Here is a 23,176-nt window from a genome sequence, read left to right on the forward strand (position 1 = left end):
GACATCATCGGTGCCATGACGTCGACCCGCGCCACCCTCCTGGTCACCCTCACGGGATCCGACCGAGCCGGGGTCACGAGCACCGTCTTCGCCGCCCTCGCGCCGTACGACACCGAGGTCCTGGACGTCGAGCAGACCGTGGTCCGCGGCCGCCTCACGCTGGCGCTGCTCCTGGCCCCCGGCGACGCCGCGGCCGAGGTCGAACGGCTGCTGTGCCGTACGGCGCAGGACCTCGGCCTGGACGCCTCCGTCGTCCCCGGCGAGGGTGACAACCGGTCGCGTCGCCGCGGGCGCGCCTCCGTGGTGGTGCTCGCCGCGCCGCTGCGAGCCACCGCCGTCGCCGCCGTCACCCGGGCCGTCGCCGCCCACGGCGCGAACATCGACCGGGTCCGCCGCCTGTCGCGCGACCCCGTGACGACCCTGGAGATCGACCTCTCCGGCGCGGACGTGCCGGCGCTGCGACGAGACCTCGCCCTGGTCGCCACCGCTCAGGGCGTCGACATCGCGGTCGCACCCGGCGGCCTCGCCCGCCGGGGACGGCGCCTGGTCGTGATGGACGTGGACAGCACGCTCATCCAGGACGAGGTCATCGAGCTGCTCGCCTCGCACGCCGGACGAGAGGCGGAGGTCGCCGACGTCACCGCGGCCGCCATGCGCGGCGAGCTCGACTTCGCCCAGAGCCTGCACCAGCGGGTGGCCGCGCTGGCGGGCCTGCCCGTGGAGGTGCTGGAGTCCGTGCGCGACGCCGTACGCCTCACCCCCGGCGCCCGGACCCTGGTACGCACCTTCAAGCGGCTCGGCTACACCGTGGCGGTCGTCTCCGGCGGGTTCATCGAGATCGTGGCGCCGCTGGCGCAGGAGCTGGGCATCGACCACGCGCACGCCAACCGGCTGGAGATCGTGGACGGGCGGCTCACCGGACGGGTGACCGGCACCGTGGTGGACCGCGCGGAGAAGGCGGCCGCGCTGCGCCGGTTCGCCGCGCAGGAGGGGCTGCCGATGTCCCGCACGGTCGCGATCGGCGACGGGGCGAACGACCTGGACATGCTCTCGGTAGCGGGCCTCGGCGTCGCGTTCAACGCCAAGCCCGTGGTGCAGCAGCAGGCGGACGCGACCGTCAACGTCCCGTACCTCGACACCGTCCTCTTCATGCTCGGGATCTCCCGCGAGGAGGTCGAGGAGGCCGACCGGCTGGACCACGCCGACGGATGAGCGGCCGCGGCGGCTGCCGGTGGTCGGTCCTACTATCGCTGCATGCCCGACAACCCGGTACGCCCCCGTTCGCTGCTGATCATCGGCGGCGCCGAGGACAAGGTCGGCCGCGTCACGGTGCTGCGCCGCTTCGTCCGCCGTGCCGGCGGCCGCAAGTCGAGGATCGTCATCGTCCCGACGGCGTCGTCGGTCCCGGACGAGGTCGTCGACGTCTACCGCACGGTCTTCACCCGGCTCGGCTCGCCGCACGTCTCGGCGATCAACCCCGAGACCCGCCAGGCCAGCTCCGACCCCGACCTCGCGGCCGAGGTGGACCAGGCCACCGGGGTGTTCATCTCCGGCGGCAACCAGCTGAAGCTCTCCCAGCTCATCGTCGGCACCCCTCTCGGCGCCGCTCTGCTGGCCGCGTACCAGCGCGGCGCGGTCATTGCGGGCACCTCGGCGGGCGCCTCGGTGATGAGCCAGTTCATGATCTCCATGGGCGACGAGGGCGTCACCCCGCGGCAGCGCTCCAGCCAGCTGACGGCCGGTCTCGGGCTGCTCCCCGGCGTCATCGTCGACCAGCACTTCGACCAGCGGGCCCGGTACGGCCGGCTGCTCTCCCTGGTCGCCGGCTCCCCCTCGCTGCTCGGCATGGGCATCGACGAGGACACCGCGGCCGAGGTCACCGACGAGAAGGAGCTCACCGTGGTCGGCTCCGGTGCCGTGTTCGTCGTGGACGCCCGGCAGGCCACCACCGACGCGCACATCGCCCGCCGCGACGCGCCGCTGCTGGTGAGCGGCGCCGTCGTGCACACCCTCCCGTACGGCGCGGTGTTCGACCTGGACAAGGCCGAGCTGACCGAGTTCGTCGAGCGCTACCCCGACTCGGCCGTGACCTCCGCCAAGGACCGGCACGACACCGCCACGGCCGCAGCCGCGCTGCACCACTGATCGTCCGGCGCTGGTGCCGACCCGACCCCTCGTAGGAGCCCCCGTGAGTGCAGACCGTCCGACGCCGACGGGTCCGCCGACCGCTGCTCTGCGGCTCCTGGAGCAGCGCGTCTACCGCGGCCCGAACGTGTGGTCGTACGAGCCCGCGGTGCACCTGGTCGTCGACCTGGGCGTCCTCGAGAGCTACCCGAGCGACACGCTGCCGGGCTTCACCGACGCCCTGCTGGAGTACCTGCCGGGCATCCACGAGCACACCTGCTCGCGCGGCCATCGGGGCGGGTTCGTCGAGCGGCTGCGCGAGGGCACCTGGCTCGGCCACGTCACCGAGCACGTCGCCCTGCAGCTCCAGCAGGAGATCGGCCACGACCTGCGCCGCGGCAAGACCCGCATGGTCCGGGACCGCCCCGGCGTCTACAACGTCATCTACTCCTTCGTCGACGAGCGCGTCGGGCTGGCCGCCGGCGAGCTCGCCGTCCGGCTGGTGAACCACCTGGTCGAGCCCGAGGAGGGCTTCGACGTGGCCACCGCCCTCGAGCGCTTCCAGCTGCGCGCCCAGCGGCTGTCGTTCGGGCCCTCGACCGCCGCGATCATCGAGGAGGCGGCGAGCCGCGACATCCCGTGGACCCGGCTGAACGAGCACTCCCTGGTCCAGCTCGGTCAGGGCGTCCACGCCCAGCGCATCCGCGCGACCATGACCTCGCGCACCTCGGCACTCGCGGTCGACATCGCCGGCGACAAGAACCTCACCGGCCGCCTCCTCGGCTCGGCCGGCCTCCCCGTACCCCGGTCGGAGACGGTCCGTACGGCCGAGGCCGCGGCGTCTGCTGCGCGGCGCATCGGGTACCCCGTGGTGGTCAAGCCGCTGGACGGCAACCACGGGCGCGGCGTCTGCCTGGACTTGCGCGAGGAGCAGCAGGTCCGGGAGGCGTTCGTGGTCGCGGAGGCGCAGTCCAAGCGGGGCGTCGTCCAGGTCGAGACCTTCGTGCACGGCAAGGACTACCGCTGCCTGATCATCGGCGGGCGGATGGCCGCGATCGCCGAGCGCGTCCCCGCGCACGTCGTGGGCGACGGCGAGCACACGGTGCTGGAGCTGGTCGACATCACCAACAGCGACCCGCGGCGCGGCGTCGGTCACGAGAAGGTGCTGACCCGGATCACCGTCGACGCCGCGGCGACCGCGCTGGTCCGCGAGCAAGGCCTGGCCCTGGACGACGTCCCGGCGCGCGAGCAGGTGGTGCGGCTGGCGCAGACCGGCAACATGTCCACCGGCGGCATCTCCGTGGACCGCACCTTCGACGCCCACCCCGAGAACGTCGAGATCGCCGAGGAGGCGGCCCGGCTGATCGGCCTCGACGTCGCCGGCATCGACTTCATCTGTCCCGACATCACGGCACCCGTCCGCGAGACCGGCGGCGCGATCTGCGAGGTCAACGCGGCTCCCGGCTTCCGGATGCACACCCACCCCACCGTCGGCGAACCGCAGTTCATCGCCAAGCCTGTGGTGGACCTGCTCTTCCCGCCGGGTACGCCGTCACGGGTGCCGATCGTCGCGGTCACCGGCACCAACGGCAAGACCACGACCTCGCGGATGCTCGCGCACATCATGAAGGGCCTCGGCCGCAAGGTCGGGATGACCTCGACCGACGGCATCGTGATCGACGAGCGGCTGGTCATCAAGGCCGACGCGTCCGGCCCGCGGTCGGCGCGGATGGTGCTGCAGAACCCTCGTGTCGACCTCGCGGTCATGGAGGTGGCCCGCGGCGGCATCCTGCGCGAGGGCCTCGGGTACGACCGCAACGACGTCGCCGTCGTCACCAACATCCAGCCCGACCACCTCGGCATGCGTGGCATCAACACCCTGGAGCAGCTCGCCGCGGTGAAGGCGGTCGTCGTGGAGGCCGTGCCGCGCAACGGCTTCGCGGTCCTGAACGCCGACGACGCGCTCGTGCGGGCGATGCGCCGGCGCTGCAGCGGGACGGTGATCTGGTTCAGCCTCGAGCCGCCGGACTCCCCCGTACGCCAGTTCATCGACGAGCAGTGCCGCCGCGGGCGCCGCGCCGTCGTCCTGGAGCCGTCCGACCGGGGCGAGATGATCGTGCTGCGCCAGGGGCGACGGTCGATGCCGCTGGCTTGGACCCATCTGCTGCCCTCGACGTTCGGCGGCGCCGCGCGGATGAACGTCGCCAACGCACTCGCCGCCACCGGTGCCGCGTTCGCGCTGGACGCTCCCCTGCACGACATCCGGCAGGGCCTGCGCACCTTCAGCACCAGCTACTACCAGTCGCCCGGCCGGCTCAACCGCATCGACGTCGACCACGTCGAGGTGTTCGTCGACTACTGCCACAACCCGCCCGGCATGCGGATGCTCGGCGACTTCGTCGAGTCCTACGTCACTCGTCGGCAGGGCTCGGCCGAGCACCGCATCTCGCGGATCGGCATGATCGGCGCGGCGGGTGACCGGCGCGACGACGACATCCGCGAGCTCGGCGCGATCGCGGCCGAGCACTTCGACGCCCTGATCATCCGCGAGGACGACAACCTGCGCCGCCGACCGGCGGGTGAGTCGGCCCGGCTGGTACGCGAGGGCGCCGAGGAGGCGATGCGCGGCGGCGCGCGCTGCCGTCAGGTCGACACCGTCCTGGACGAGATCGCCGCCGTCCGCCACGCGCTGGTGCTGGCCAACCCCGGCGACGTCACCGTGCTGTGCGTCGACCAGCACGCGAAGGTGCTGGCCGAGCTGGAGGCCCTCACCCACCGGGCCACGGCCGGGTCGCGCACCGACGAGGAGCAGCCGGGCGACCCGGACCTGGACGCCCGGGCCCTGCGCCACCAGGCCACCGCGGCGGCGTCCGCGGACGACACCCGCCTGCGCGCGGCCGTCGGCAGCCCGGCCGAGCCCGGCGACGAGTAGGGTCACGCCCGTGCTCGACCCCGACCCGATGTCCTTCCGCCCGGCGCCGTCGTTCACCGCGCGGGAGATCCAGGCGATCACGGCTCAGCAGTGGGTCGCCGGCGTCCTGGTCATCGAGGACGTCGACGTCCACGAGCCCGCCGCGCTGCAGGTCGAGGTCGACGTCACCCACCCGCATGCCGGCGGGCTCGCGCTGTGGCTGCAGGCCCCGGGCGGCAGCTACTACCGGCTGCACACCTCCGACGGCCGCGACCTGGACGCGCCGCTGCCCCCGTCGTACGAGGTCGACGTCTCCCACGAGTACGTCGACGGCACCTGGCGGCTGTGGCTGTACGACGCGTACAGCCACGACGAGGGCCGCCTCACCCGGTGGCAGGTGACGTTCTGAGCGGGACGTCCCACTCCTGGACGAACCGCGTGAGCGCGCCGCGGTAGTTCTCCACGTCGGCGTCGGTCGAGTGGCGCACCACGGTCTCCAGCAGCTCGCGGGAGGCCTCTGGGTCCCGACCCAGGTCGTGCAGCACGAGCGCTCGGAAGCACGCCACGGCGGGACTGTCGGGCCGGTCCGCAGCGGCGACTTCCAGCACCTCCAGGGCCTCCTCGCCGCGTCCGAGGTGCCGCAGGCTGGAGGCCTTCTGCAGCAGGGCGCGGTGGCGGTGCGGCTCGCGCAGCCCGGCCCGCAGAGCCTCGTCGTACAGCCCGACGGCATGTGCCTCCTCACCGGCGCTGTCGTACGTCCCCGCGGCCTCGAACAGCAGCCGTGCGTCGCCGGGACGGCCGGCGAGCATCCGACCCGCGGCCTCGATCCGTGACCCGGCGTCGGGGTCCTGCCAGAGCCGGTCGATGGCCGCCTCCAGCTCGTGCTCCCCCCGTGCGGCGACGACCTTGCGCCGGACGTCCGTGACCGTGTCGACGCGGCTGCCCCGGCTCACCAGCCAGTCGTGCAGCTGCGCGCGGTGGGAGTGGCACATCATCGTCACGACGTCGCCGTCGCGGGCGGTCGCCAGGATCGTGCGCAGCCCCGCCAGCTCGGTCTCGGAGGAGCTCAGCGGCACGACGCCGACGCGGGTCAGCCCCTCACGCAGGAACGACTCCAGCTCGGCCATCGTGCGCCCCCGCAGGTAGTGCTCCTTGTGCACCACGTGGACCCGGTCCGCCCGCAGACCGGCCATCTCGCCCATCGACACCAGGATCTCGTCCGTGCGGTCCCCACCGGTGCCGAGCCCGAGCAGCACCAGCGAGCCGGGCGGTCGCAGCCCGTCCGCGACGGTGAGCAGCGCGTCCAGGCCGGCCTCGTTGTGCGCCATGTCGAGGACGACCGACGCCTCACCGCCCGAGAGCAGCGGGACGGTGTAGGTGTTCATCCGGCCCGGGTTGTGGCCGGGGTCCGGGACGAACGTCCGCAGCCCCTCGACCACGGCCTCCGTCGACAGACCCAGCCCGAGTGCGCCGGCCGTGGCGGCGAGCGCGTTCGCCGTGTTGTGGCCGGACAGACCACCCATGGTGATCGGGACGTCCAGGACGCTGACGAGCCGCTCGACGCCGGCGCCGGGACGCAGCACCACCAGGTCGCCGTCCATGACGGTGATGCCGCGACCGTGCTCCTGCAGCGCCTCGCGCAGCGCGGGCGAGTCGGGGTTCAGGGAGAAGCACCACGGACGGCCGCCGGCCGCCGACCGCATCGCCCACACCCGGGGGTCGTCGCCGTTCAGCACGACCCAGCCCTGCGGGGTCGTCACCCGGGTGATGATCGCCTTGACCTCGGCGAGCTCGTCGAGGGTCCCGATGCCCTGCACGCCGAGGTGGTCCGCGCTGACGTTCGTGACGATGCTGACGTCGTTCAGCGGCACGCCGAGACCCTTGAAGAGCATGCCGCCGCGCGCCGTCTCCAGCACGGCCAGCTGCACGCCGTCGGCGTCCAGCACGGCCCGCGCGCCGGCAGGCCCGGAGTAGTCGCCGGACTCGACCAGCTCGCCCTGGACGAGGACGCCGTCGGTGGAGCTCCACCCGGTCCGCAGCCCGGCGGTCATGCCGATGTGGGCGACCAGCCGCGTCGTCGTGGTCTTGCCGTTGGTGCCGGTGATCGCGACGACCGGGACGCCGGGCCTGGGGAGAGCGAACCGCTCGCTCGCCGGTACGGCCCGGACCGCCTCCCCTGCTCGGCGGAAGTCCTCCTCCGACAGGTCGGCTCCCAGGCAGCACGCCAGCAGGTCCTCCAGGGCGCGGGCCAGGGCCGCCGCGCGGCCACGGTCGTTCCACGGGTAGGCGACCACGACCTCGTCCGCACTGCCACCGGGTCGGGCGCGGACCCCGAGCCGGGTCACCCCACCGGCACGCGCCAGGCGACGGAGCACCCGTTCCACCAGGCGGAGCAGGAACCGCTGCCGCGCCTCGCTGCCCGCGGTGCCGCACGCGGCGGCCGACAGGTTGAGCGCGCGTGCGCGTCCGGCGAGGGCCGCGTCGTCCATGCCGAGCAGGCCGGGCAGGCGTAGCGACACCTTCACCGCCGGGCGGGTGAAGTAAAGGTTGGGTCCCTCGAGCAGCCTCACCTCGGTGGCCTCGACCTCGCCACCGGGGTGACGCGCGTACGGCTCACTCATGCAGGCGAGCGTAACGACCGCGGCAGGGGCGGCGAGACCCTACTGACCGATGGCGTGGACGCCGCCGTCCACGTGCACGATCTCGCCCGTGGTGGCGGGGAACCAGTCGGACAGCAGCGCCACGCAGGCGCGAGCGGCCGGCTCGGCGTCGCGGATGTCCCAGCCCAGGGGTGCGCGCTCGCCCCAGACCGTCTCGAACGTCTCGAAGCCGGGGATCGACTTCGCCGCCGTGGTGCGGATCGGACCGGCGGACACCAGGTTGCAGCGGATGCCCTTCGGGCCGAGGTCGCGGGCGAGGTAGCGGCTCGTCGACTCGAACGCCGCCTTGGCCACGCCCATCCAGTCGTACACCGGCCAGGCGAACTGGGCGTCGAACGTCAGCCCGACCACCGCCGAGCCCTCGCTCATCAGCGGCAGCGCCGCCGCCGCGAGACCCTTGAGGGAGTACGCGGAGGTGTGCAGCGCCGGGGCGACGTCGTCCCAGCCCGCGTCCATGAAGTTGAACGCTCCGGGCGGAGCGTTGCCGATGGAGTGCAGCACGCCGTCCAGCCGGTCCACGTGCTCGCCCAGGCGCTCGGCGAGGGTGTCGAGGTGCTCGCGGTCGGTGACGTCGAGCTCGACGACGGGGGGTGTCGTCGGCAGCCGCTTGGCGATCGCCTGGGTGATCTTCATCGTGCGGCCGAACGAGGTGAGCACCACCTCGGCGCCCTCCTGCTGCGCGAGGCGCGCGACGTGGAAGGCGATCGAGCTGTCCATCAGGACGCCCGTCACCAGCAGCTTCTTGCCGTCCAGCAGTGCCATTCGAGTCCCTTGCCGTGGTGTGTCGTGATGGTGCGCGGGCGTCAGTGGCCCATGCCGAGGCCGCCGTCCACCGGCACGACCGCGCCGGAGATGTACGCCGCGTCCGGGCTCGCGAGGAACCGGACGACGCGGGCGACCTCCTCCGGCTCGGCGAACCGGCCGGCGGGGATCTGCTTCAGGTACGCCTCGCGCTGCGCCTCGGGGAGCGCGCGGGTCATGTCGGTGTCGATGAAGCCGGGTGCGACGACGTTCGCGGTGATGTTGCGGCCGCCCAGCTCGCGGGTGATCGAGCGGGCGAGGCCGACCAGACCGGACTTGCTCGCCGCGTAGTTGGCCTGGCCCGCCGAGCCGAGCAGCCCGACCACGCTGGAGACGAAGATCATCCGTCCGCGCTTGAGCCGCAGCATGCCCTTGCTCGCCCGCCGGGCGCAGCGGAAGGCACCGGTGAGGTTGGTGTCGAGCACCCGGTCGAAGTCCTCGTCGGACATCCGCATCAGCAGGGTGTCCTGGGTGATGCCCGCGTTCGCGACCAGCACCTCGACCGGGCCGCCGAGCCGCTCCTGGACGGCGTCGAAGGCCTGGTCGACCGAGGCGGTGTCGGTGACGTCGCAGGCGACGGCCTCCAGACCGTCGGGCGCCTTCCCCGAGCGCGAGGTCACGATGACCCGGTCGCCGGCCTCGGCGAGGGCGCGGGCGATGGCCTCGCCGATGCCGCGGTTCCCTCCGGTGACGAGCACGTTCCGGGGCTGCGGTGCAGAGGTCACCGTGGTCCTTCCGATCCGGGCCCGCACCGCCGCGAACCGCTCGGACGGCACGCTACATCCCTACCCCGCGGTAGCCGTTCTCGAGCCGTCAGGGCGGCGGCGTACCGTGGAGTGGTGAGCAGGAACAGTCGGCACGACGACGTCGTCCCCTCGGCGACGATGCTGCCGGTCAACCCGCAGGACGACCACCGCAAGCGGATGCGCAACTACCTGATCTCGATGGGGATCCGCACCGTCTGCTTCGTGCTCGCCGTCGTCTTCACCGGGCCGCTGCGCTGGATCTGCGTCGGCTTCGCGGTGATCCTGCCCTACGTCGCGGTCGTCGCCGCCAACGCCACGCAGCAGCGCCGGATCGACGTCATCGGCGCCGTCACGCCGGACGACCCCCCGCCGCAGATCGACCGGCGGCACGACGACTCCGAGCACCACCAGAAGTGACCTCCGCCGACCTGGTGTGCAGCGCGAAGGCCTGCCGCCGTCCAGCGACCCAGGCGTTGCGCTGGAACAATCCGCGCCTGCACACCCCCGAGCGCCGCAAGGTGTGGCTGGCCTGCGATGAGCACACCTCGACGCTGAGCGACTTCCTGTCGTTGCGCGGCTTCCTGCGCGACGTCGTCCCGGTGGACCGGCTGGACTGAGGGCCGTCCGGCCGCACTCAGCCGCCGATGCTCGACATCGGGCGGTCGGGCTGGACGAAGGACGGGTCGTCGATGCCGTGCCCCGCGCGCTTGACCCGCATCTCCCCCACGATCGCCGCCGCGATCTCCTCGTCGTCCGCCCCGGAGCGCAGCAGGGCGCGCAGGTCGGTCTCCCGCTGGGAGAACAGGCAGTTGCGCACCTGTCCGTCCGCGGTCAGGCGGGTGCGGTCGCAGGCTCCGCAGAACGGTGCCGTGACGCTGGCGATGACACCGACGGTCGCGGGTCCGCCGTCGATGAGGAAACGCTCGGCGGGCGCACTGCCGCGGTCGGCGTCCGGCAGTGGCGTCAGACCGAACCGCTCCCCCAGCCGGTCGCGAATCTCCGTGGCGCTCACCATCCGGTCGCGGTCCCAGCCGTGCTGGGCGTCCAGTGGCATCTGCTCGATGAACCGCAGCTCATACCCCCGGTCCAGGCACCACTGCAGCAGGTCCGGGACGCCGGTGTCGTTGACACCGCGCATGGCGACCGCGTTGACCTTCACCGGCACCAGCCCGGCGTCGGCGGCCGCCTTGAGCCCCCGCTCGACGTCGGCGAACCGGTCGCGCAGGGTGAGCTCGCGGAAGGTCTGCGGATCGATGGTGTCCAGCGAGACGTTGACGCGGTCCAGGCCGGCGTCGGCGAGCGGCGCGGCCAGACGGTCCAGGGCGATCCCGTTGGTCGTCATGGCGATCCGAGGGCGCTCCGGCAACGCCGCGATCCGCCGGACGAGGTCGACGAGAGAGCGCCGCAGCAGCGGCTCGCCACCGGTCAGCCGCACCTGCGTGACGCCGAGCGCGGTGAAGATCCCGACCAGCCGGACCAGCTCGTCGTCGGTCAGCATCTCCGGCTTGGCCAGCCACGGCAGCCCCTCGGCGGGCATGCAGTAGGTGCACCTCAGGTTGCACCGGTCGGTGACGGAGACGCGCAGGTCCCGCGCGACTCGGCCGTAGCCGTCGCGCAGCGAGCCCGCGGAGGCGGGAGCGGGGAGGTCCTGCATGGTCTCCAATCTACGGCGGGTACCGTCGCACAGTGCTTCACGTCCTGCTCTCCAGGCGCTGGCTCGCCTGGCTGGCGGTGGCCGTCGTCGTCTCGGTCGCGTGCCTGCTGCTCGGCCGGTGGCAGTGGCACCGGTGGGAGTCCAAGCACGCCATGCAGACCCGGATCAGCGAGAACTACGACGCTTCTCCGGTCGCCCTCGGCCAGATCCTCCCGACCGTGGACACTCCTCTACCCGGTGACCGCGAGTGGACGCAGGTCCGGCTGCAGGGCGAGTACCAGGCGCAGCAGCGGCAGCTGGTCCGCAACCGTCCGCACGAGGGCTCCTTCGGCTACGAGGTCGTGGTCCCCCTCCGCCTCGCCGACGGCGCGAGCGTCCTCGTCGACCGCGGCTGGGTGCCCAACGGCCCGAACGCCGCTACGCCTCCCTCCGTACCGGCGACGCCGACCGGGCCGGTGACGGTCGTGGGGTGGATGCGTCCGGGCGAGCCGTCGCTCGGCCGCGCACCGATCGCCGGCCAGCTCTCGTCGATCAACGTCCGGGACGCGCAGAGCCGTACGGGCGGGCGGCTGCACGACGCGTACGTGCTGATGCGCGGCGAGCGGCTTCCCTCCGGAGCGACTCCGGTACGCCCGCAGGCGCTGGAGAAGCCGGACCAGGGCTCCGCCGCCGGCATCAACCTCAGCTACGCGATCCAGTGGTGGGTCGGCATGCTGGCCGTGCCCGCGTACGTGCTCTTCGCCGCCCGCCGCGAAGCGCGTGACCGCTCGGGGGTCGTGCGTCCGGCCAAGCCCAAGAAGGTGCGCATCTGGGACGAGGAGGACGCCTGACCCGCCTTGCCCGTCAGGTGCCCTGGACGCCGACCGGCTGCTGCTCGCCGGCGTCGCGGAACTGGGTGCGGTAGAGGTCGGCGTACAGGCCGCCCTGCGCGAGCAGGGTCGCGTGGTCGCCCCGCTCCACGATCGTCCCGCCGTCGACCACCAGGATCTGGTCGGCGTCGCGCACGGTCGAGAGCCGGTGGGCGATGACCAGGGAGGTGCGACCCGCCAGGGCGCTGTCCAGGGCCCGCTGGACGGCCACCTCGGACTCACTGTCCAGGTGAGCCGTGGCCTCGTCCAGCACCACGACGGACGGCCCCTTCAGCAGCAGCCGTGCAATGGCCAGCCGCTGCTTCTCGCCGCCGGACAACCGGTGGCCGCGGTCCCCCACCACCGTGTCGAGTCCCTCGGGCAGCGTCTCCACGAGGCTCCACACGTGCGCGGCCCGCAGCGCCTGCTCGAGGTCGGACTCGGTCGCCTCAGGACGGGCGTAGAGGAGGTTCGCCCGGATCGTGTCGTGGAACAGGTGCGCCTCCTGCGACACGACGCCGAGCCGGTCGCGCAGGTCCTGCGAGGCGACCTCCCGCACGTCGACGTCGCCGATCCGCACCGCACCCTCGGTCGGGTCGTACAGGCGGGCGACGAGGCTGGTGATCGTGGTCTTCCCGGCGCCGCTCGGGCCGACCAGGGCGACCAGCTGACCGGGCTCGGCGCGCAGGCTCACGTCGTGCAGTACGGTCGAGCCGGCTCCGCGGTCGCGGCTGCTGACGGTCTCCAGCGAGCTCAGCGAGACCTCGTCCGCGGCCGGGTAGGTGAACCCGACCTCGTCGAGCTCGATCGGCAGCGGACCGGACGGGAGCGGGGTCGGCCGCTTCGGCTCCTGCACCAGCGGCCGCAGGTCGAGGATCTCGAAGACGCGCTCGAAGGACACCAGCGCGGTCATCACGTCGACGCGAACGTTGGACAGCGCGGTGAGCGGGGTGTAGAGCCGGGCGAGCAGCGCCGCCAGGGCGAGCAGGGTCCCGACGGTGAGCGTGCCGTCGACCGCCATCACGCCACCGAACCCGTAGACCAGGGCCGTGGCCACCGAGGCCATCAGCGTGAGCACGACCATGAACGCCGACCGGTTCAGGGCGATCAGGACTCCGATGTCGCGGACCCGACCGGCCCGCTCGGAGTACTCGAGATCCTCCTGGTGCGGGCGCCCGTACAGCTTGACCAGCAGTGCGCCCGCGACGTTGAACCGCTCGGACATGCGCGCACCGAGGTCGGCATTCTCCTGCATCTGCTCACGAGCCAGGCCGGCGAGCCGGCGCCCCATGATGCGGGTCGGGATCAGGAAGAGCGGGACGAGCACGAGGGCCAGGAGGGTGAGCTGCCAGGACAGCGTGCCCATGGCCGCCACGATCGCGATCAGCATCACGATGTTGCTCACGACGTTGGACAGCGTCGAGGTGAACGCCTGCTGGGCACCGATGACGTCGGAGTTGAGCCGGGTCACCAGGGCGCCGGTCTGCGTACGGGTGAAGAACGCGATCGGCTGCCGCAGGACGTGGGAGAACACCTGGCCGCGCAGGTCGTAGATCAGTCCCTCACCGATGCGCGCGGACATGAACCGCTCGAGCACCGACAGCCCCGCCCCGACGACCGCGACCAGACCGACGAGCAGCGCCAGCCGGACCACGAGACCGGAGTCCTGCTTGACGACACCGTCGTCGACGATGCGCTTGAGCAGCAGCGGTGTCGCGATGACCAGGAGCGCCTCGGCGATCGTCGTCACCAGGAACGCGACGATCGTGCGCCGGTACGGCTGGGCGTAGTCGAGCACCCGGCGCGCCGTCCCAGGACGCAACGAGGCGTTCTTGACGGACGCGTCGCGCGTCATCGAGCTCATGGCCTGCCAGGCCCCCATGGACATGTCCGCTCCTTCGCCGATCGGTCAGTGCGTGTGCCAGCCTCGCTCCTGAAGTCAACTTGAGGTCAACCCGGTGCATTCCTCCCGGCCGCCATCGCCGACAGCAGGCGGGCCTGCGCGGTGCGCTCGGCGTAGTGCTGCTGCTCCGGGGTGGAGCCCTGGGCGAACCGCAGCAGCCGCTTCAGCTCGCGGACCGCCTGGGGCGGGTTGGACATCACCGCGTCGGCGAGGTCGCGGGCGGCCTCGCCGAGCTCACCGGCAGGCACGCGCAGCGACGCCAGCCCGGTGTCGACCGCCTCGCCCGCCCCGACCGGACGGCCGGTCGCGCAGATCTCCAGGGCCCGGCTGTACCCCACCTGCCGCACCAGCGCGTGGGTACCGGTGAGGTCGGGTACGAGGCCGAGAGCGGTCTCACGCATGATCAGCTGCGCGTCCTCCGCCACGATCCGCAGGTCACACGCCAGGGCGAGCTGGAAACCGGCGCCCACGGCGTACCCCTGCACCGCCGCGATCGTGATCGCCGGCACGTCGGCCCACACCGCGAAACCCTTCTGGTACGAGGCGATCTCGTCCACCAGCTCGGGCTCACTCCCCTGCGCCTGCTGGACCAGGCTGCGCTCCCCCGGCAGGCCCTCGGGTGTCAGCAGGGCGCGGTCGAGGCCGGAGGAGAACGACTCCCCGGCGCCGCGCACGATCACCACCCGCACGTCGGGCGGCAGGGTCCGGCCGAGGCGCGCGAGGGCCAGCCACTGGCTGGGGACCTGCGCGTTGCGGGTCTGCGGGTGGTCGAGGGTCACCGTCAGGAGGGGGCCCTCCTGGGTCACCTCCAGACGTGGGTGCACACGTCGGCCGGGGCTGCTGTCGTTCACGCCGCGACTGTAGCCGCGACCCGCGACAGCAAGCGCGCTCAGGCGAGCGTCACCAGGTCCGCGTAGTCGGGGCCCCACAGGTCCTCGACGCCGTCCGGCAGCAGCAGGATGCGCTCGGGCTGCAGCGCCTCGACCGCGCCCTCGTCGTGGGTGACGAGCACGACGGCACCCTCGTACGTGCGCAGCGCGCCGAGGATCTCCTCGCGGGAGGCCGGGTCGAGGTTGTTGGTGGGCTCGTCCAGCAGCAGCACGTTGGCCGAGGACACCACCAGCAGGGCCAGGGACAGCCGGGTCTTCTCGCCACCGGAGAGCACGCCGGCGGGCTTGTCGACGTCGTCCCCACTGAACAGGAACGACCCGAGCACCTTGCGGACCTCGGTCTCGCCCAGGTCCGGCGCGGCGGACTTCATGTTCTCCAGGACCGTACGAGCGGTGTCGAGGTTCTCGTGCTCCTGGGCGTAGTAGCCGAGCTTGAGGCCGTGCCCGGGCTTGACCTCGCCGGTGTCCGGCCGGTCGACACCGGACAGGATGCGCAGGAGCGTGGTCTTGCCGGCTCCGTTGAGGCCGAGGATGACCACGCGCGAGCCGCGGTCGATGGCCAGGTCGACGTCGGTGAAGATCTCCAGCGACCCGTACGAGCGGGACAGACCCTCCGCAGTGAGCGGCGTGCGTCCGCAGGCGGCCGGCTTGGGGAACCGCAGCTTCGCGACCTTGTCCTGCACCCGCTCGCCCTCGATGCCCGCCAGCAGCCGTTCGGCGCGCTTGGCCATGTTCTGCGCCGCGGTCGCCTTGGTGGCCTTGGCGCGCATCTTGTCGGCCTGCGCCAGCAGCGTCGATGCCTTCTTCTCGGCGTTGAGCCGCTCGCGTCGACGGCGGCGCTCGTCGGTCTCCCGCTGCTGCAGGTAGGTCTTCCAGCCCACGTTGTACTGGTCCAGCTCGGCGCGGTTGGCGTCCAGGTGGAACACCCGCGTGACGACGGTGTCGAGCATCTCGACGTCGTGGCTGATGATGATCAGGCCGCCGCGGTAGGCCTTGAGGTAGTCGCGCAACCAGACGATGGAGTCGGCGTCCAGGTGGTTGGTCGGCTCGTCCAGCAGGAGGGTCTCTGCACCGGAGAACAGGATGCGGGTCAGCTCGACGCGGCGCCGCTGACCACCGGACAGCGTCCGCAGCGGCTGGCCGAGGATCCGATCGTCGAGCCCGAGGCTGGAGGCGATCGAGGCGGCCTCGGACTCGGCGGCGTACCCGCCCTGAGCGCTGAACTCCGCGTCCAGCCGGGAGTAGCGGCGCATCGCGCGCTCCCGGCGCTCCTCGTCCTCCTCGGCCATGGCCTGCTCGGCGGCGCGCAGGTCCCGGATGATGGTGTCCAGGCCACGCGCGGACAGGATCCGGTCCCGGGCCAGGACCTCGAGGTCACCGGTACGCGGGTCCTGCGGCAGGTACCCGACGTCGCCGCTGCTGGTGACCTGGCCCGCGGCCGGGACGCCCTCACCGGCCAGCACCTTGGTCAGCGTGGTCTTGCCGGCGCCGTTGCGACCGACGAGGCCGACCCGGTCGCCCGCTGCCACGCGGAACGTCGCGTCGTCCAGCAGGATCCTCGACCCGGCGCGCAGCTCGATGCCGGTGGCGGTGATCACGGGTGTGCTCCTGACGTCGTACCTGGGCCGGACAGCAGAACCGGACGCCGACCCGCACTCGTGCGGAACAGGCGTCCGGAGGTTCTCGCGCTAGTGTACGCATCGGTACCTGACGGCCCCGAACCTGCGCGTTCGGGAGCCCACCGCCGACCACGGAGGTCGCTCGTGACGTTCAACGACAACGCAAATCTCGACACCTCACAGGTCGAGTCCGGCGGCAGCGGCGGCGGTGGTGGCGGCATCTCCCCCGGCGGGATCGGGGTCGGCGGCATCGGCGGCCTGATCATCATGATCCTGATGGTGCTGTTCGGCGGCGGCCTCACCGGTGGGAGCGGCGGCGGCACGACCGACCAGTCCGGGGGTGGCGGCCTGACCCAGGACACCTCCCAGATCGGCGCCGCCGGGACCGGTGGCGACGCGGTCTCCCAGCAGATCGCCTCCTGCAAGACCGGCGCGGACGCCAACCGTGACGACACCTGCCGCGTGATCGGCACCGTCAACAGCGTCCAGAACTTCTGGAACGGCGCGCTGCCGAAGTACGGCCAGTCCTACACGCCCGCCAAGACGGTGCTCTACAGCGGCTCGACGCCGACCGCCTGCGGCACCGGCAGCGCCCAGATGGGCCCGTTCTACTGCCCGCTGGACAAGAAGGTCTACATCGACGCCTCCTTCTTCCAGGAGCTGTCCAGCAAGTACGGCGCCGACGACGGCGCCCTCGCCCAGGAGTACGTCGTGGCGCACGAGTACGGCCACCACGTCCAGGACATCTTCGGCGTCCTGGGCCGGGCCCAGCAGGACCCACAGGGTGCCGAGAGCGCGTCCGTGCGCACCGAGCTGCAGGCGGACTGCTACGCCGGTATCTGGGTGAAGTACGCGTCCCAGACCAAGGACTCCGAGGGCAACACGCTGCTGAAGCCGGTCACCGAGGAGGACATCAAGTCGGCCCTCTCCGCGGCCTCCGCCGTGGGTGACGACCGCATCCAGCAGAAGTCCCAGGGCCGGGTGACGCCCGAGTCCTGGACGCACGGCTCGTCCGCCCAGCGGCAGAAGTGGTTCCTGACCGGCTACCAGACCGGCGACGTGAACTCCTGCGACACGTTCAACGCCCAGGACCTCGGCTGACGCGAGTGCGGTAGGACGGGGTGCACACGGCTGAGGCCGGCTCACCTGACACGGGTGAACCGGCCTCGGCATGATGAGCGACAGGCTGGGCGCGGAGGTGAAGCATGCCGCGTCCCAACATCCTGTTCTTCCACGTGGACAACCTCGGCTTCGGGGAGCTCAGCTGCTACACCGCGGGTCCGTTCCGAGGCGTGACGACCGAGCGAATCGACCGATTCGCTCGCGAGGGGTTCCGCCTGACCAACTACTGCCCCGAGTCACAGTGCACCCCGACCAGATCAGCCCTGTTGACCGGCCGGCATGCGATCCGATCCGGAACCCACAGCGTCCCGCTGGGAGCACCGGCCGGGTGGGGTCTGGTCGGGTGGGAGCGCACCCTCGGTGACCTGTTCACCGGCGCCGGTTACGCATGTGCCGCGTACGGGAAGTGGCACGTCGGCGAGGGCACGGGTCGGTGGCCCACAGACAAGGGATTCCGGGAGTGGTACGGCCCGCCACGCACGTACGACGAAGCGCTGTGGCCGACCGACCCGTGGTACGACCCCGACCGCGACCCGGTCTCGCGGATGATCGAGGCGACGACGGACGGCCTCGTCGAGGGCGAGCAGCTGACTCTGGAGGTGCGGCGCGACTGCGACCTCGCCTACCTCGAGCGGGCCGAGACCTTCATCCGGGCCGCCCACGACGAGGGGGAGCCGTTCTTCGTGTACTTCAACCACTCGTTGATGCACATGCCCGTCATCCCCCGTCCGGAGTTCGCGGGTCGAACAGGGCAGGGCGACTGGGCCGACGCCCTGCTCGAGCTCGACACTGACTTCGGCTGGCTGCTCGACCTCCTTGATGGGCTCAGCCTCGCCCGGGACACCGTGGTCGTGTTCGCCGGCGACAACGGTCCCGAGGAGGTCCTTCCGTGGCGTGGGTCGCCGGGGTACTGGCGGGGGTCGTACTTCGCGGGAGGCGAAGGCAATCTGCGCACTCCCTGCATCGTCCGATGGCCAGGTCACACCCGAGCCGGCCAGACGAGCGACGACCTGATGCACGTGACCGACTGGTTCAGCACGCTGCTGGCTGCAGCAGGCATCGACCCTCCGAAGGACCGGATCATCGACGGCCTCGACCAGCTGGAGTGGCTCACCGGCGGCCGTGAGGAGTCCGCTCGGGATGGCTGCGTGTACTGGATGGGCGATCAGATCTACGGAGTGAAGTGGCGCAACTTCAAGCTCAGTCTTGTGCTGCAGGAGCACTCCACCGATGCTCCGCAACGCCTCGCCACACCCCGGCTGACCAACGTGGTCACCGATCCGCACGAGCGCGAGCCCGTCGCGCTGCCGCACCTGCACACGTGGGCCGCCACGCACCTCAACCGGATCCTGACCGACTTTCACGCCAGCCTTCGACGTGAGCCGCTGACGCCGGTCGCGGCACCGCTGAACCACGTGCCCGGCCTGACAGAGAACCGGCCTTGACGACACGTGGTCAAGGTGCGGGCACCTTACTCGTGCGCTCGCGCCACCGCGGCGGGTGCCAGGTGCTCGGCGACCGGTGCCTCGTCCGGCACCGTGCTGAGGCGGCCGGGCCACCAGATCTTGTTGCCGATGTCGAGGTTGAGCGCAGTGACCAGGACCGCACGCACGACGATCGTGTCGAGCAGCACGCCCAGCGCGACCGCGAACCCGATCTCGGCGAACGCGACGACCGGGATGGTGCCGAGGACCGCGAACGTCGCCGCGAGGACGATGCCCGCCGAGGTGATCACCCCACCCGTGGCCGCGAGGCCGACCAGGGCGCCGCGTCTGGTGCCGTGCTGCTGCGCCTCCTCGCGGACCCGGGTCATCAGGAAGATGTTGTAGTCGATGCCCAGTGCGACCAAGAACACGAACACGAACAACGGCAACGACTGGTCGGTCCCACCGAACCCGAAGACGTAGTGGAAGACCAGGCTGCTCAGGCCCAGCGCCGCGGCGAACGACAGCACGACCGTCGCGATCAGAACGACGGGCGCCACGATCGCCCGCAGCAGTCCGCCGAGGACGATCATCACCACGAGCAGCGTCAGCGGGATGATCACCCGGTTGTCGTGGGCGGACGCGTCGTGGATGTCCAGGGTCGTGGCCGAGCTGCCGCCGACCAGGGCGTTCGAGCCGTCGATCCCGTGCACCACCCGCCGGACGTCCTCGACCGTGTCGAACGCCTTCTGGGAGTAGGCGTCCCCGGCGACGGCCGCCTGGACCAGGGCGCGGTCACCCCGCACCTGGGGTGGGCCGAGCGTCTGGACGCCCGCGTCGGAGCGCAGCGCCGAGACCGTGGTCGTGGCCTTGTCGGCGTCGACGAGTACGTAGACCGGGTCGCCCGCGTTGGTCGGGAAGTGCTGCTCCAGCACCTTGCTGGCGACCACCGAGTCCTCGGTGTTGACGAACGTCTCGTCGGTGGACAGGCCGTTGGCGTTGAGCTTGACCAGTCCCAGCGCGCACAGCAGCAGGGCCGCACCGGTCACCACCCACACCGGACGCGGGCGCACCTTGATGAAGCCGCCGACGCGAGCCCACAGCCCCGACTCGGTGGGCTCCCGCGAGCCGAACGAGGGGCGGCGCGGCCAGAACATCCAGCGACCGAAGATGACCAGGAGTGCCGGGAGCAAGGTCAGCATCGACACCAGCGAGAACACGACGCCGAGCGCAGCCACTGGCCCGAGGCTCTTGGTGGAGTTCATCTCCGCGACCAGCAGACACAGCATCCCGAGGATCACCGTGCTGCCGCTGGCCAGGATCGCCGGCCCCGAACGGTGCAGGGCGAGCGCCATCGCCTCGTGCCGGTCCTCGTGCCTGCGCAGCTCCTCCCGGTAGCGCGCGATGAGCAGCAACGCATAGTCGGTGCCGGCGCCGATGACCAGCACGGTGAGGATGCCGTAGCTCTGGCCGTTCACCGTCAGGCCGGCGTGCTCCGCCAGCAGGTAGATCATCGCCTGCGCCGCGACCAGGGCCGCGAACGCGCAGGCGATCGGCAGCACCCACAGGACCGGGCTGCGGTAGGTGAGCAGCAAGATGAGGACGACGACGCCGAGCGTGGCCAGCAGCAGGGTCTTGTCCAGACTGCCGAACGCCGTGGCCTGATCGGCGCCGAAGCCGACCGGGCCGCCGACGTGCACGGCCATGCCACCGCTGTCCTTCGTCGCCGTGGCCTTGAGACCCTTGGCGATGTCCGGCAGGTCGTTCCAGCCGGTCTTCGGGTCGATGTGCAGCGGGACGATGGTCTGCAGGGCCTTCTTGTCCTGCGACGGGACCGGTCCGACCACCTTGCCGACGAGCCCCTTGGTCTTGGCGAACGCCGAGGCGTCGGCCGTGGCCTTGCTCAGGTCGGTGGCGGTGATCCCGCTCGGGCGTTCGTAGACCACGAGCGCCGGCATGCTGTCCTTGTCGATGAAGGCGCCGAGCTGGTCGAACGCCTTGGTGGACTCGGCACTGGCCGGCAACCAGGAGCTCGCCTGGTTGTCCTGCGCGTCCGCGAGCTTGCCGGCGAGCGGCCCGAGCCCGAGGAACAGGACGACCCAGATGGCGGCGACCACCCATTTGCTGCGCCGGCCGCAGACGATGTGAGCGTACGAGTGACTCATGTGCGTACTTCTCCCCGATGATCGCAGGTACGCGCGACCTGCCTCGGTCATCGAGTGTTACAGCGGAGCCGACGAGCCTTCTACTCCATTCCTGCTCTCAGCACGAGACTGCGGACAGCATCTGTCCGCAGTCTCGTCCTCGAGTCAGGCCGTGGTCGACCTCAGACGTTGAACCCCAGGGCGCGCAGCTGCTCGCGGCCGTCGTCGGTGATCTTGTCCGGACCCCACGGCGGCATCCACACCCAGTTGATGCGGTGGGAGGTGACCAGGCCCTCCAGCGCCGAGGCCGTCTGGTCCTCGATGACGTCGGTCAACGGGCAGGCCGCGCTGGTCAGCGTCATGTCGATGACCGCGTGAGACTCGGCGTCGACGGTGATGCCGTACACGAGGCCGAGGTCGACGACGTTGATGCCGAGCTCGGGGTCGACCACGTCGCGCATGGCCTCCTCGACGTCGGCGACGTTGGGCGGTGTGGCGGTCGTGGTCATGACGTGCTCCCGACGGTCTGGTTCTGGTGGTCAGTGGAGATGGTGGCGCCCGCGCGGACCAGTGCGTCGGTGAACGCACTCCACGACAGCAGCGCGCACTTCACGCGGGCGGGGTACTTGGCCACCCCCGCGAACGCGACGCCGTCGCCGATCTGCTCCTCGTCGCCGGCGTCCTGGCCCTTGCTGGTCAGCATCGCGCGCATGGCCCCGAAGGTGCCCATCGCCTCGGCGACCGTGTGGCCGATCACCTCTTCGGCGAGCACCGACGTGGACGCGACGGAGATCGAGCACCCGATCGCGTCGTACGACACGTCCGCGACGCGGTCGCCGTCGAGGCGGACGCGCAGGGTCACCTCGTCGCCGCAGGTGGTGTTGACGTGGTGGGTCTCGGCGTCGAAGGGCTCGCGCAGGCCCGCGTGCTGCGGCCGCTTGGAGTGCTCGAGGATCAGCTCCTGGTAGAGGTCCACGTCACGCTCCCTTCGCGGTGCCGAACACCTCGGGCACCCGGTCGAGAGCCTGCAGGAACACCTGGATCTCCTCCGGCGTGTTGTACGCGGCCACGCTCGCCCGGCTGCTGGAGGTCACCCGCATCCGGCGGTGCAGCGGCCACGCGCAGTGGTGACCGGTCCGGACGGCGACACCGGCGTCGTCGAGGACCTGGCCGACGTCGTGCGGGTGGACACCGTCCACCTCGAACGCCACCGCACCCGAACGCTGCTCGGCCTCCAGCGGACCCAGCACCCGCACCCACGGCCGCTCGGCGAGACCGGCGAGCAGCACGCGGAGCAGCTCGGCGTCATGCGCGCGGACCCGCTCCATGCCGATGGCGTCGAGGTAGTCGCAGGCCACCGCAAGGGCGACCGCCTGCGCGACGACCGGCGTACCGGCCTCGAACCGCTGCGGGGGCGCGGCGTACGTCGTGCCCTCCATCCGGACGGTCTCGATCATCGAGCCGCCCGTGATGAACGGCGGCATCGCGGCCAGCAGCTCCGGGCGGCCCCAGAGCACACCGATGCCGAGCGGGCCGAACATCTTGTGCCCGCTGAACGCCAGGAAGTCGACGTCGAGGTCGCGCACGTCCACCGGCAGGTGCGGCACCGACTGGCAGGCGTCCAGGACGGTCAGCGCGCCGACCGCCTTGGCCCGCGCCACCAGGGTGCGCACCGGGTTGATGGTGCCGAGCACGTTGGAGACGTGGGCGAACGCGAGCACCTTGGTGCGCTCGTTGACGATCTCCTCGAGGTCGCTCAGGTCGAGCTCGCCGTCGTCGGTGATCGCGATCCAGCGCAGCGTGGCGCCGGTGCGGCGGGCGAGCTCCTGCCAGGGCACGAGGTTGGCGTGGTGCTCCATCTCGGTGACCACGATCTCGTCGCCCGGGCCGATGCGCAGCCGGGCCGCGACCTCGGGGTCCGCCCCCTCCAGCGCACCGTCGAAGCCGGCGTTGCTGAACGCGTACGCGACCAGGTTGATCGCCTCGGTGGCGTTCTTGGTGAAGACGACCTCGCCCACACCCGCGCCGACGAACCGGGCAACCCGCTCGCGGGCGTGCTCGAACTCGTCGGTCGCCTCCTCGGCGAGCTGGTGCGCCCCGCGGTGAACCGCCGCGTTGTGCTGCTCGTAGAAGCGCCGCTCGGCGTCCAGGACGACAGTGGGCTTCTGCGACGTGGCCCCGGAGTCGAGGTAGACCAACGGTCGCTGCTCCCGGACGGTACGACGCAGCAGCGGGAAGTCGGCGCGGATGCGCTCGACCTCGGCAGGCGTGAGAGCCCCGCCGGACACGCCCTCGCGGGCGGCCGGCGCGGCGTCGTACGTCGTGGTCAT

Annotated in this window: 20 protein-coding genes; 9 read left to right on the plus strand and 11 right to left on the minus strand. The window is 71.6% G+C overall.

Going from position 1 to position 23,176, the window contains the following annotated elements; genetic code table 11:
* The first annotated feature begins 15 nt into the window (after window positions 1-15).
* Genes serB through P4R38_RS07180 form a run of 4 tightly spaced genes read left to right on the plus strand, consistent with a single transcriptional unit; the run spans window position 16 to window position 5,444 of the window.
* Entirely contained in the window at window positions 16-1,212 is a 1,197-nt protein-coding gene (gene serB / locus P4R38_RS07165) for a phosphoserine phosphatase SerB (RefSeq protein ID WP_277191626.1), read from the plus strand.
* A gap of 42 nt (window positions 1,213-1,254) precedes the next feature.
* Entirely contained in the window at window positions 1,255-2,145 is an 891-nt protein-coding gene (locus P4R38_RS07170) for a cyanophycinase (RefSeq protein WP_275236926.1), read from the plus strand.
* Between the two features lie 43 nt (window positions 2,146-2,188).
* Window positions 2,189-5,056, plus strand: a complete 2,868-nt coding sequence (gene cphA / locus P4R38_RS07175) for a cyanophycin synthetase (protein ID WP_277191627.1) — start codon at window positions 2,189-2,191, stop codon at window positions 5,054-5,056.
* A gap of 10 nt (window positions 5,057-5,066) precedes the next feature.
* Window positions 5,067-5,444, plus strand: a complete 378-nt coding sequence (locus tag P4R38_RS07180) for a proprotein convertase P-domain-containing protein (RefSeq protein ID WP_275236928.1) — start codon at window positions 5,067-5,069, stop codon at window positions 5,442-5,444.
* Here P4R38_RS07180 and P4R38_RS07185 read toward each other — a convergent pair.
* The 3 genes from P4R38_RS07185 to P4R38_RS07195 are packed head-to-tail and all read right to left on the minus strand — an operon-like array spanning window position 5,419 to window position 9,221.
* Entirely contained in the window at window positions 5,419-7,656 is a 2,238-nt protein-coding gene (locus tag P4R38_RS07185; RefSeq protein ID WP_277191628.1) for a tetratricopeptide repeat protein, read from the minus strand. The genes P4R38_RS07180 and P4R38_RS07185 overlap by 26 nt on opposite strands.
* A gap of 39 nt (window positions 7,657-7,695) precedes the next feature.
* Complete coding sequence (gene fabI, locus P4R38_RS07190; RefSeq protein WP_275236930.1) at window positions 7,696-8,457, minus strand: enoyl-ACP reductase FabI; 762 nt, start codon at window positions 8,455-8,457, stop codon at window positions 7,696-7,698.
* Between the two features lie 41 nt (window positions 8,458-8,498).
* Window positions 8,499-9,221 (minus strand): beta-ketoacyl-ACP reductase, encoded by a 723-nt coding sequence (locus P4R38_RS07195; protein WP_277191629.1) that lies wholly within the window; start codon window positions 9,219-9,221, stop codon window positions 8,499-8,501.
* 114 nt (window positions 9,222-9,335) lie between these two features.
* Here P4R38_RS07195 and P4R38_RS07200 point away from each other — a divergent pair, with 114 nt between their 5' ends.
* Both P4R38_RS07200 and P4R38_RS07205 read left to right on the plus strand, forming a co-directional pair.
* The gene (locus P4R38_RS07200) at window positions 9,336-9,659 is read left to right on the plus strand and encodes a DUF3099 domain-containing protein (RefSeq protein WP_275236932.1); all 324 of its coding nucleotides are present in this window, start codon (window positions 9,336-9,338) and stop codon (window positions 9,657-9,659) included.
* On the plus strand, window positions 9,656-9,859 hold the full coding sequence (locus P4R38_RS07205; RefSeq protein WP_275236933.1) for a hypothetical protein: 204 nt from the start codon (window positions 9,656-9,658) through the stop codon (window positions 9,857-9,859). The genes P4R38_RS07200 and P4R38_RS07205 overlap by 4 nt, the downstream gene beginning before the upstream one ends.
* A gap of 17 nt (window positions 9,860-9,876) precedes the next feature.
* Here the strand turns inward: P4R38_RS07205 and moaA are convergent, their stop codons facing one another.
* The gene (moaA, locus tag P4R38_RS07210; protein ID WP_277191631.1) at window positions 9,877-10,896 is read right to left on the minus strand and encodes a GTP 3',8-cyclase MoaA; all 1,020 of its coding nucleotides are present in this window, start codon (window positions 10,894-10,896) and stop codon (window positions 9,877-9,879) included.
* A 32-nt stretch (window positions 10,897-10,928) separates the two neighbouring features.
* Here moaA and P4R38_RS07215 point away from each other — a divergent pair, with 32 nt between their 5' ends.
* Window positions 10,929-11,726, plus strand: a complete 798-nt coding sequence (locus P4R38_RS07215; protein WP_277191632.1) for an SURF1 family cytochrome oxidase biogenesis protein — start codon at window positions 10,929-10,931, stop codon at window positions 11,724-11,726.
* 13 nt (window positions 11,727-11,739) lie between these two features.
* On the opposite strand, the gene P4R38_RS07220 is transcribed toward P4R38_RS07215, so the two are convergent.
* From P4R38_RS07220 to P4R38_RS07230, 3 genes are all read right to left on the minus strand, one after another.
* A complete protein-coding gene (locus P4R38_RS07220) occupies window positions 11,740-13,632 on the minus strand; it encodes an ABC transporter ATP-binding protein (RefSeq protein ID WP_277191634.1) in 1,893 nt (630 codons plus the stop codon).
* Between the two features lie 62 nt (window positions 13,633-13,694).
* Complete coding sequence (locus P4R38_RS07225) at window positions 13,695-14,498, minus strand: enoyl-CoA hydratase/isomerase family protein (protein WP_277191635.1); 804 nt, start codon at window positions 14,496-14,498, stop codon at window positions 13,695-13,697.
* A 38-nt stretch (window positions 14,499-14,536) separates the two neighbouring features.
* Window positions 14,537-16,135, minus strand: a complete 1,599-nt coding sequence (locus P4R38_RS07230) for an ABC-F family ATP-binding cassette domain-containing protein (protein WP_275236938.1) — start codon at window positions 16,133-16,135, stop codon at window positions 14,537-14,539.
* A 165-nt stretch (window positions 16,136-16,300) separates the two neighbouring features.
* On the opposite strand from P4R38_RS07230, the gene ypfJ reads away from it, so the two are divergent.
* Together ypfJ and P4R38_RS07240 are read left to right on the plus strand one after the other, a co-directional pair.
* On the plus strand, window positions 16,301-17,257 hold the full coding sequence (gene ypfJ, locus P4R38_RS07235; RefSeq protein WP_275236939.1) for a KPN_02809 family neutral zinc metallopeptidase: 957 nt from the start codon (window positions 16,301-16,303) through the stop codon (window positions 17,255-17,257).
* A gap of 104 nt (window positions 17,258-17,361) precedes the next feature.
* Window positions 17,362-18,723, plus strand: coding sequence for a sulfatase-like hydrolase/transferase (locus tag P4R38_RS07240; protein ID WP_277191637.1), 1,362 nt, complete (start codon window positions 17,362-17,364; stop codon window positions 18,721-18,723).
* 26 nt (window positions 18,724-18,749) lie between these two features.
* Here the strand turns inward: P4R38_RS07240 and P4R38_RS07245 are convergent, their stop codons facing one another.
* The 4 genes from P4R38_RS07245 to P4R38_RS07260 all read right to left on the minus strand — a co-directional run bounded on the left by P4R38_RS07245 (window position 18,750) and on the right by P4R38_RS07260 (window position 23,176).
* Window positions 18,750-20,867, minus strand: a complete 2,118-nt coding sequence (locus P4R38_RS07245; protein ID WP_277191638.1) for an MMPL family transporter — start codon at window positions 20,865-20,867, stop codon at window positions 18,750-18,752.
* 161 nt (window positions 20,868-21,028) lie between these two features.
* Window positions 21,029-21,355, minus strand: coding sequence for a metal-sulfur cluster assembly factor (locus P4R38_RS07250; RefSeq protein WP_275236941.1), 327 nt, complete (start codon window positions 21,353-21,355; stop codon window positions 21,029-21,031).
* On the minus strand, window positions 21,352-21,822 hold the full coding sequence (gene sufU, locus P4R38_RS07255; protein WP_277191639.1) for a Fe-S cluster assembly sulfur transfer protein SufU: 471 nt from the start codon (window positions 21,820-21,822) through the stop codon (window positions 21,352-21,354). Before sufU ends, P4R38_RS07250 begins: the two co-directional genes overlap by 4 nt.
* A 1-nt stretch (window position 21,823) precedes the next feature.
* Window positions 21,824-23,176: an aminotransferase class V-fold PLP-dependent enzyme gene (locus P4R38_RS07260; RefSeq protein ID WP_277191640.1), complete on the minus strand. Its 1,353-nt coding sequence runs from the start codon at window positions 23,174-23,176 to the stop codon at window positions 21,824-21,826.

This window comes from Luteipulveratus flavus (assembly GCF_029439465.1).
In the GTDB taxonomy this organism is placed as follows: domain Bacteria; phylum Actinomycetota; class Actinomycetes; order Actinomycetales; family Dermatophilaceae; genus Luteipulveratus; species Luteipulveratus flavus.

Coding starts and splice junctions, on each gene's coding strand:
- P4R38_RS07240 (WP_277191637.1), top strand. CDS start 17,362: ATGCCGCGTCCCAACATCCTGTTCTTCCACGTGGACAACCTCGGCTTC.
- P4R38_RS07170 (WP_275236926.1), top strand. CDS start 1,255: ATGCCCGACAACCCGGTACGCCCCCGTTCGCTGCTGATCATCGGCGGC.
- P4R38_RS07260 (WP_277191640.1), bottom strand. CDS start 23,176: ATGACCACGACGTACGACGCCGCGCCGGCCGCCCGCGAGGGCGTGTCC.
- P4R38_RS07245 (WP_277191638.1), bottom strand. CDS start 20,867: ATGAGTCACTCGTACGCTCACATCGTCTGCGGCCGGCGCAGCAAATGG.
- serB (WP_277191626.1), top strand. CDS start 16: ATGACGTCGACCCGCGCCACCCTCCTGGTCACCCTCACGGGATCCGAC.
- P4R38_RS07220 (WP_277191634.1), bottom strand. CDS start 13,632: ATGTCCATGGGGGCCTGGCAGGCCATGAGCTCGATGACGCGCGACGCG.
- P4R38_RS07250 (WP_275236941.1), bottom strand. CDS start 21,355: ATGACCACGACCGCCACACCGCCCAACGTCGCCGACGTCGAGGAGGCC.
- moaA (WP_277191631.1), bottom strand. CDS start 10,896: ATGCAGGACCTCCCCGCTCCCGCCTCCGCGGGCTCGCTGCGCGACGGC.
- fabI (WP_275236930.1), bottom strand. CDS start 8,457: ATGGCACTGCTGGACGGCAAGAAGCTGCTGGTGACGGGCGTCCTGATG.
- P4R38_RS07185 (WP_277191628.1), bottom strand. CDS start 7,656: ATGAGTGAGCCGTACGCGCGTCACCCCGGTGGCGAGGTCGAGGCCACC.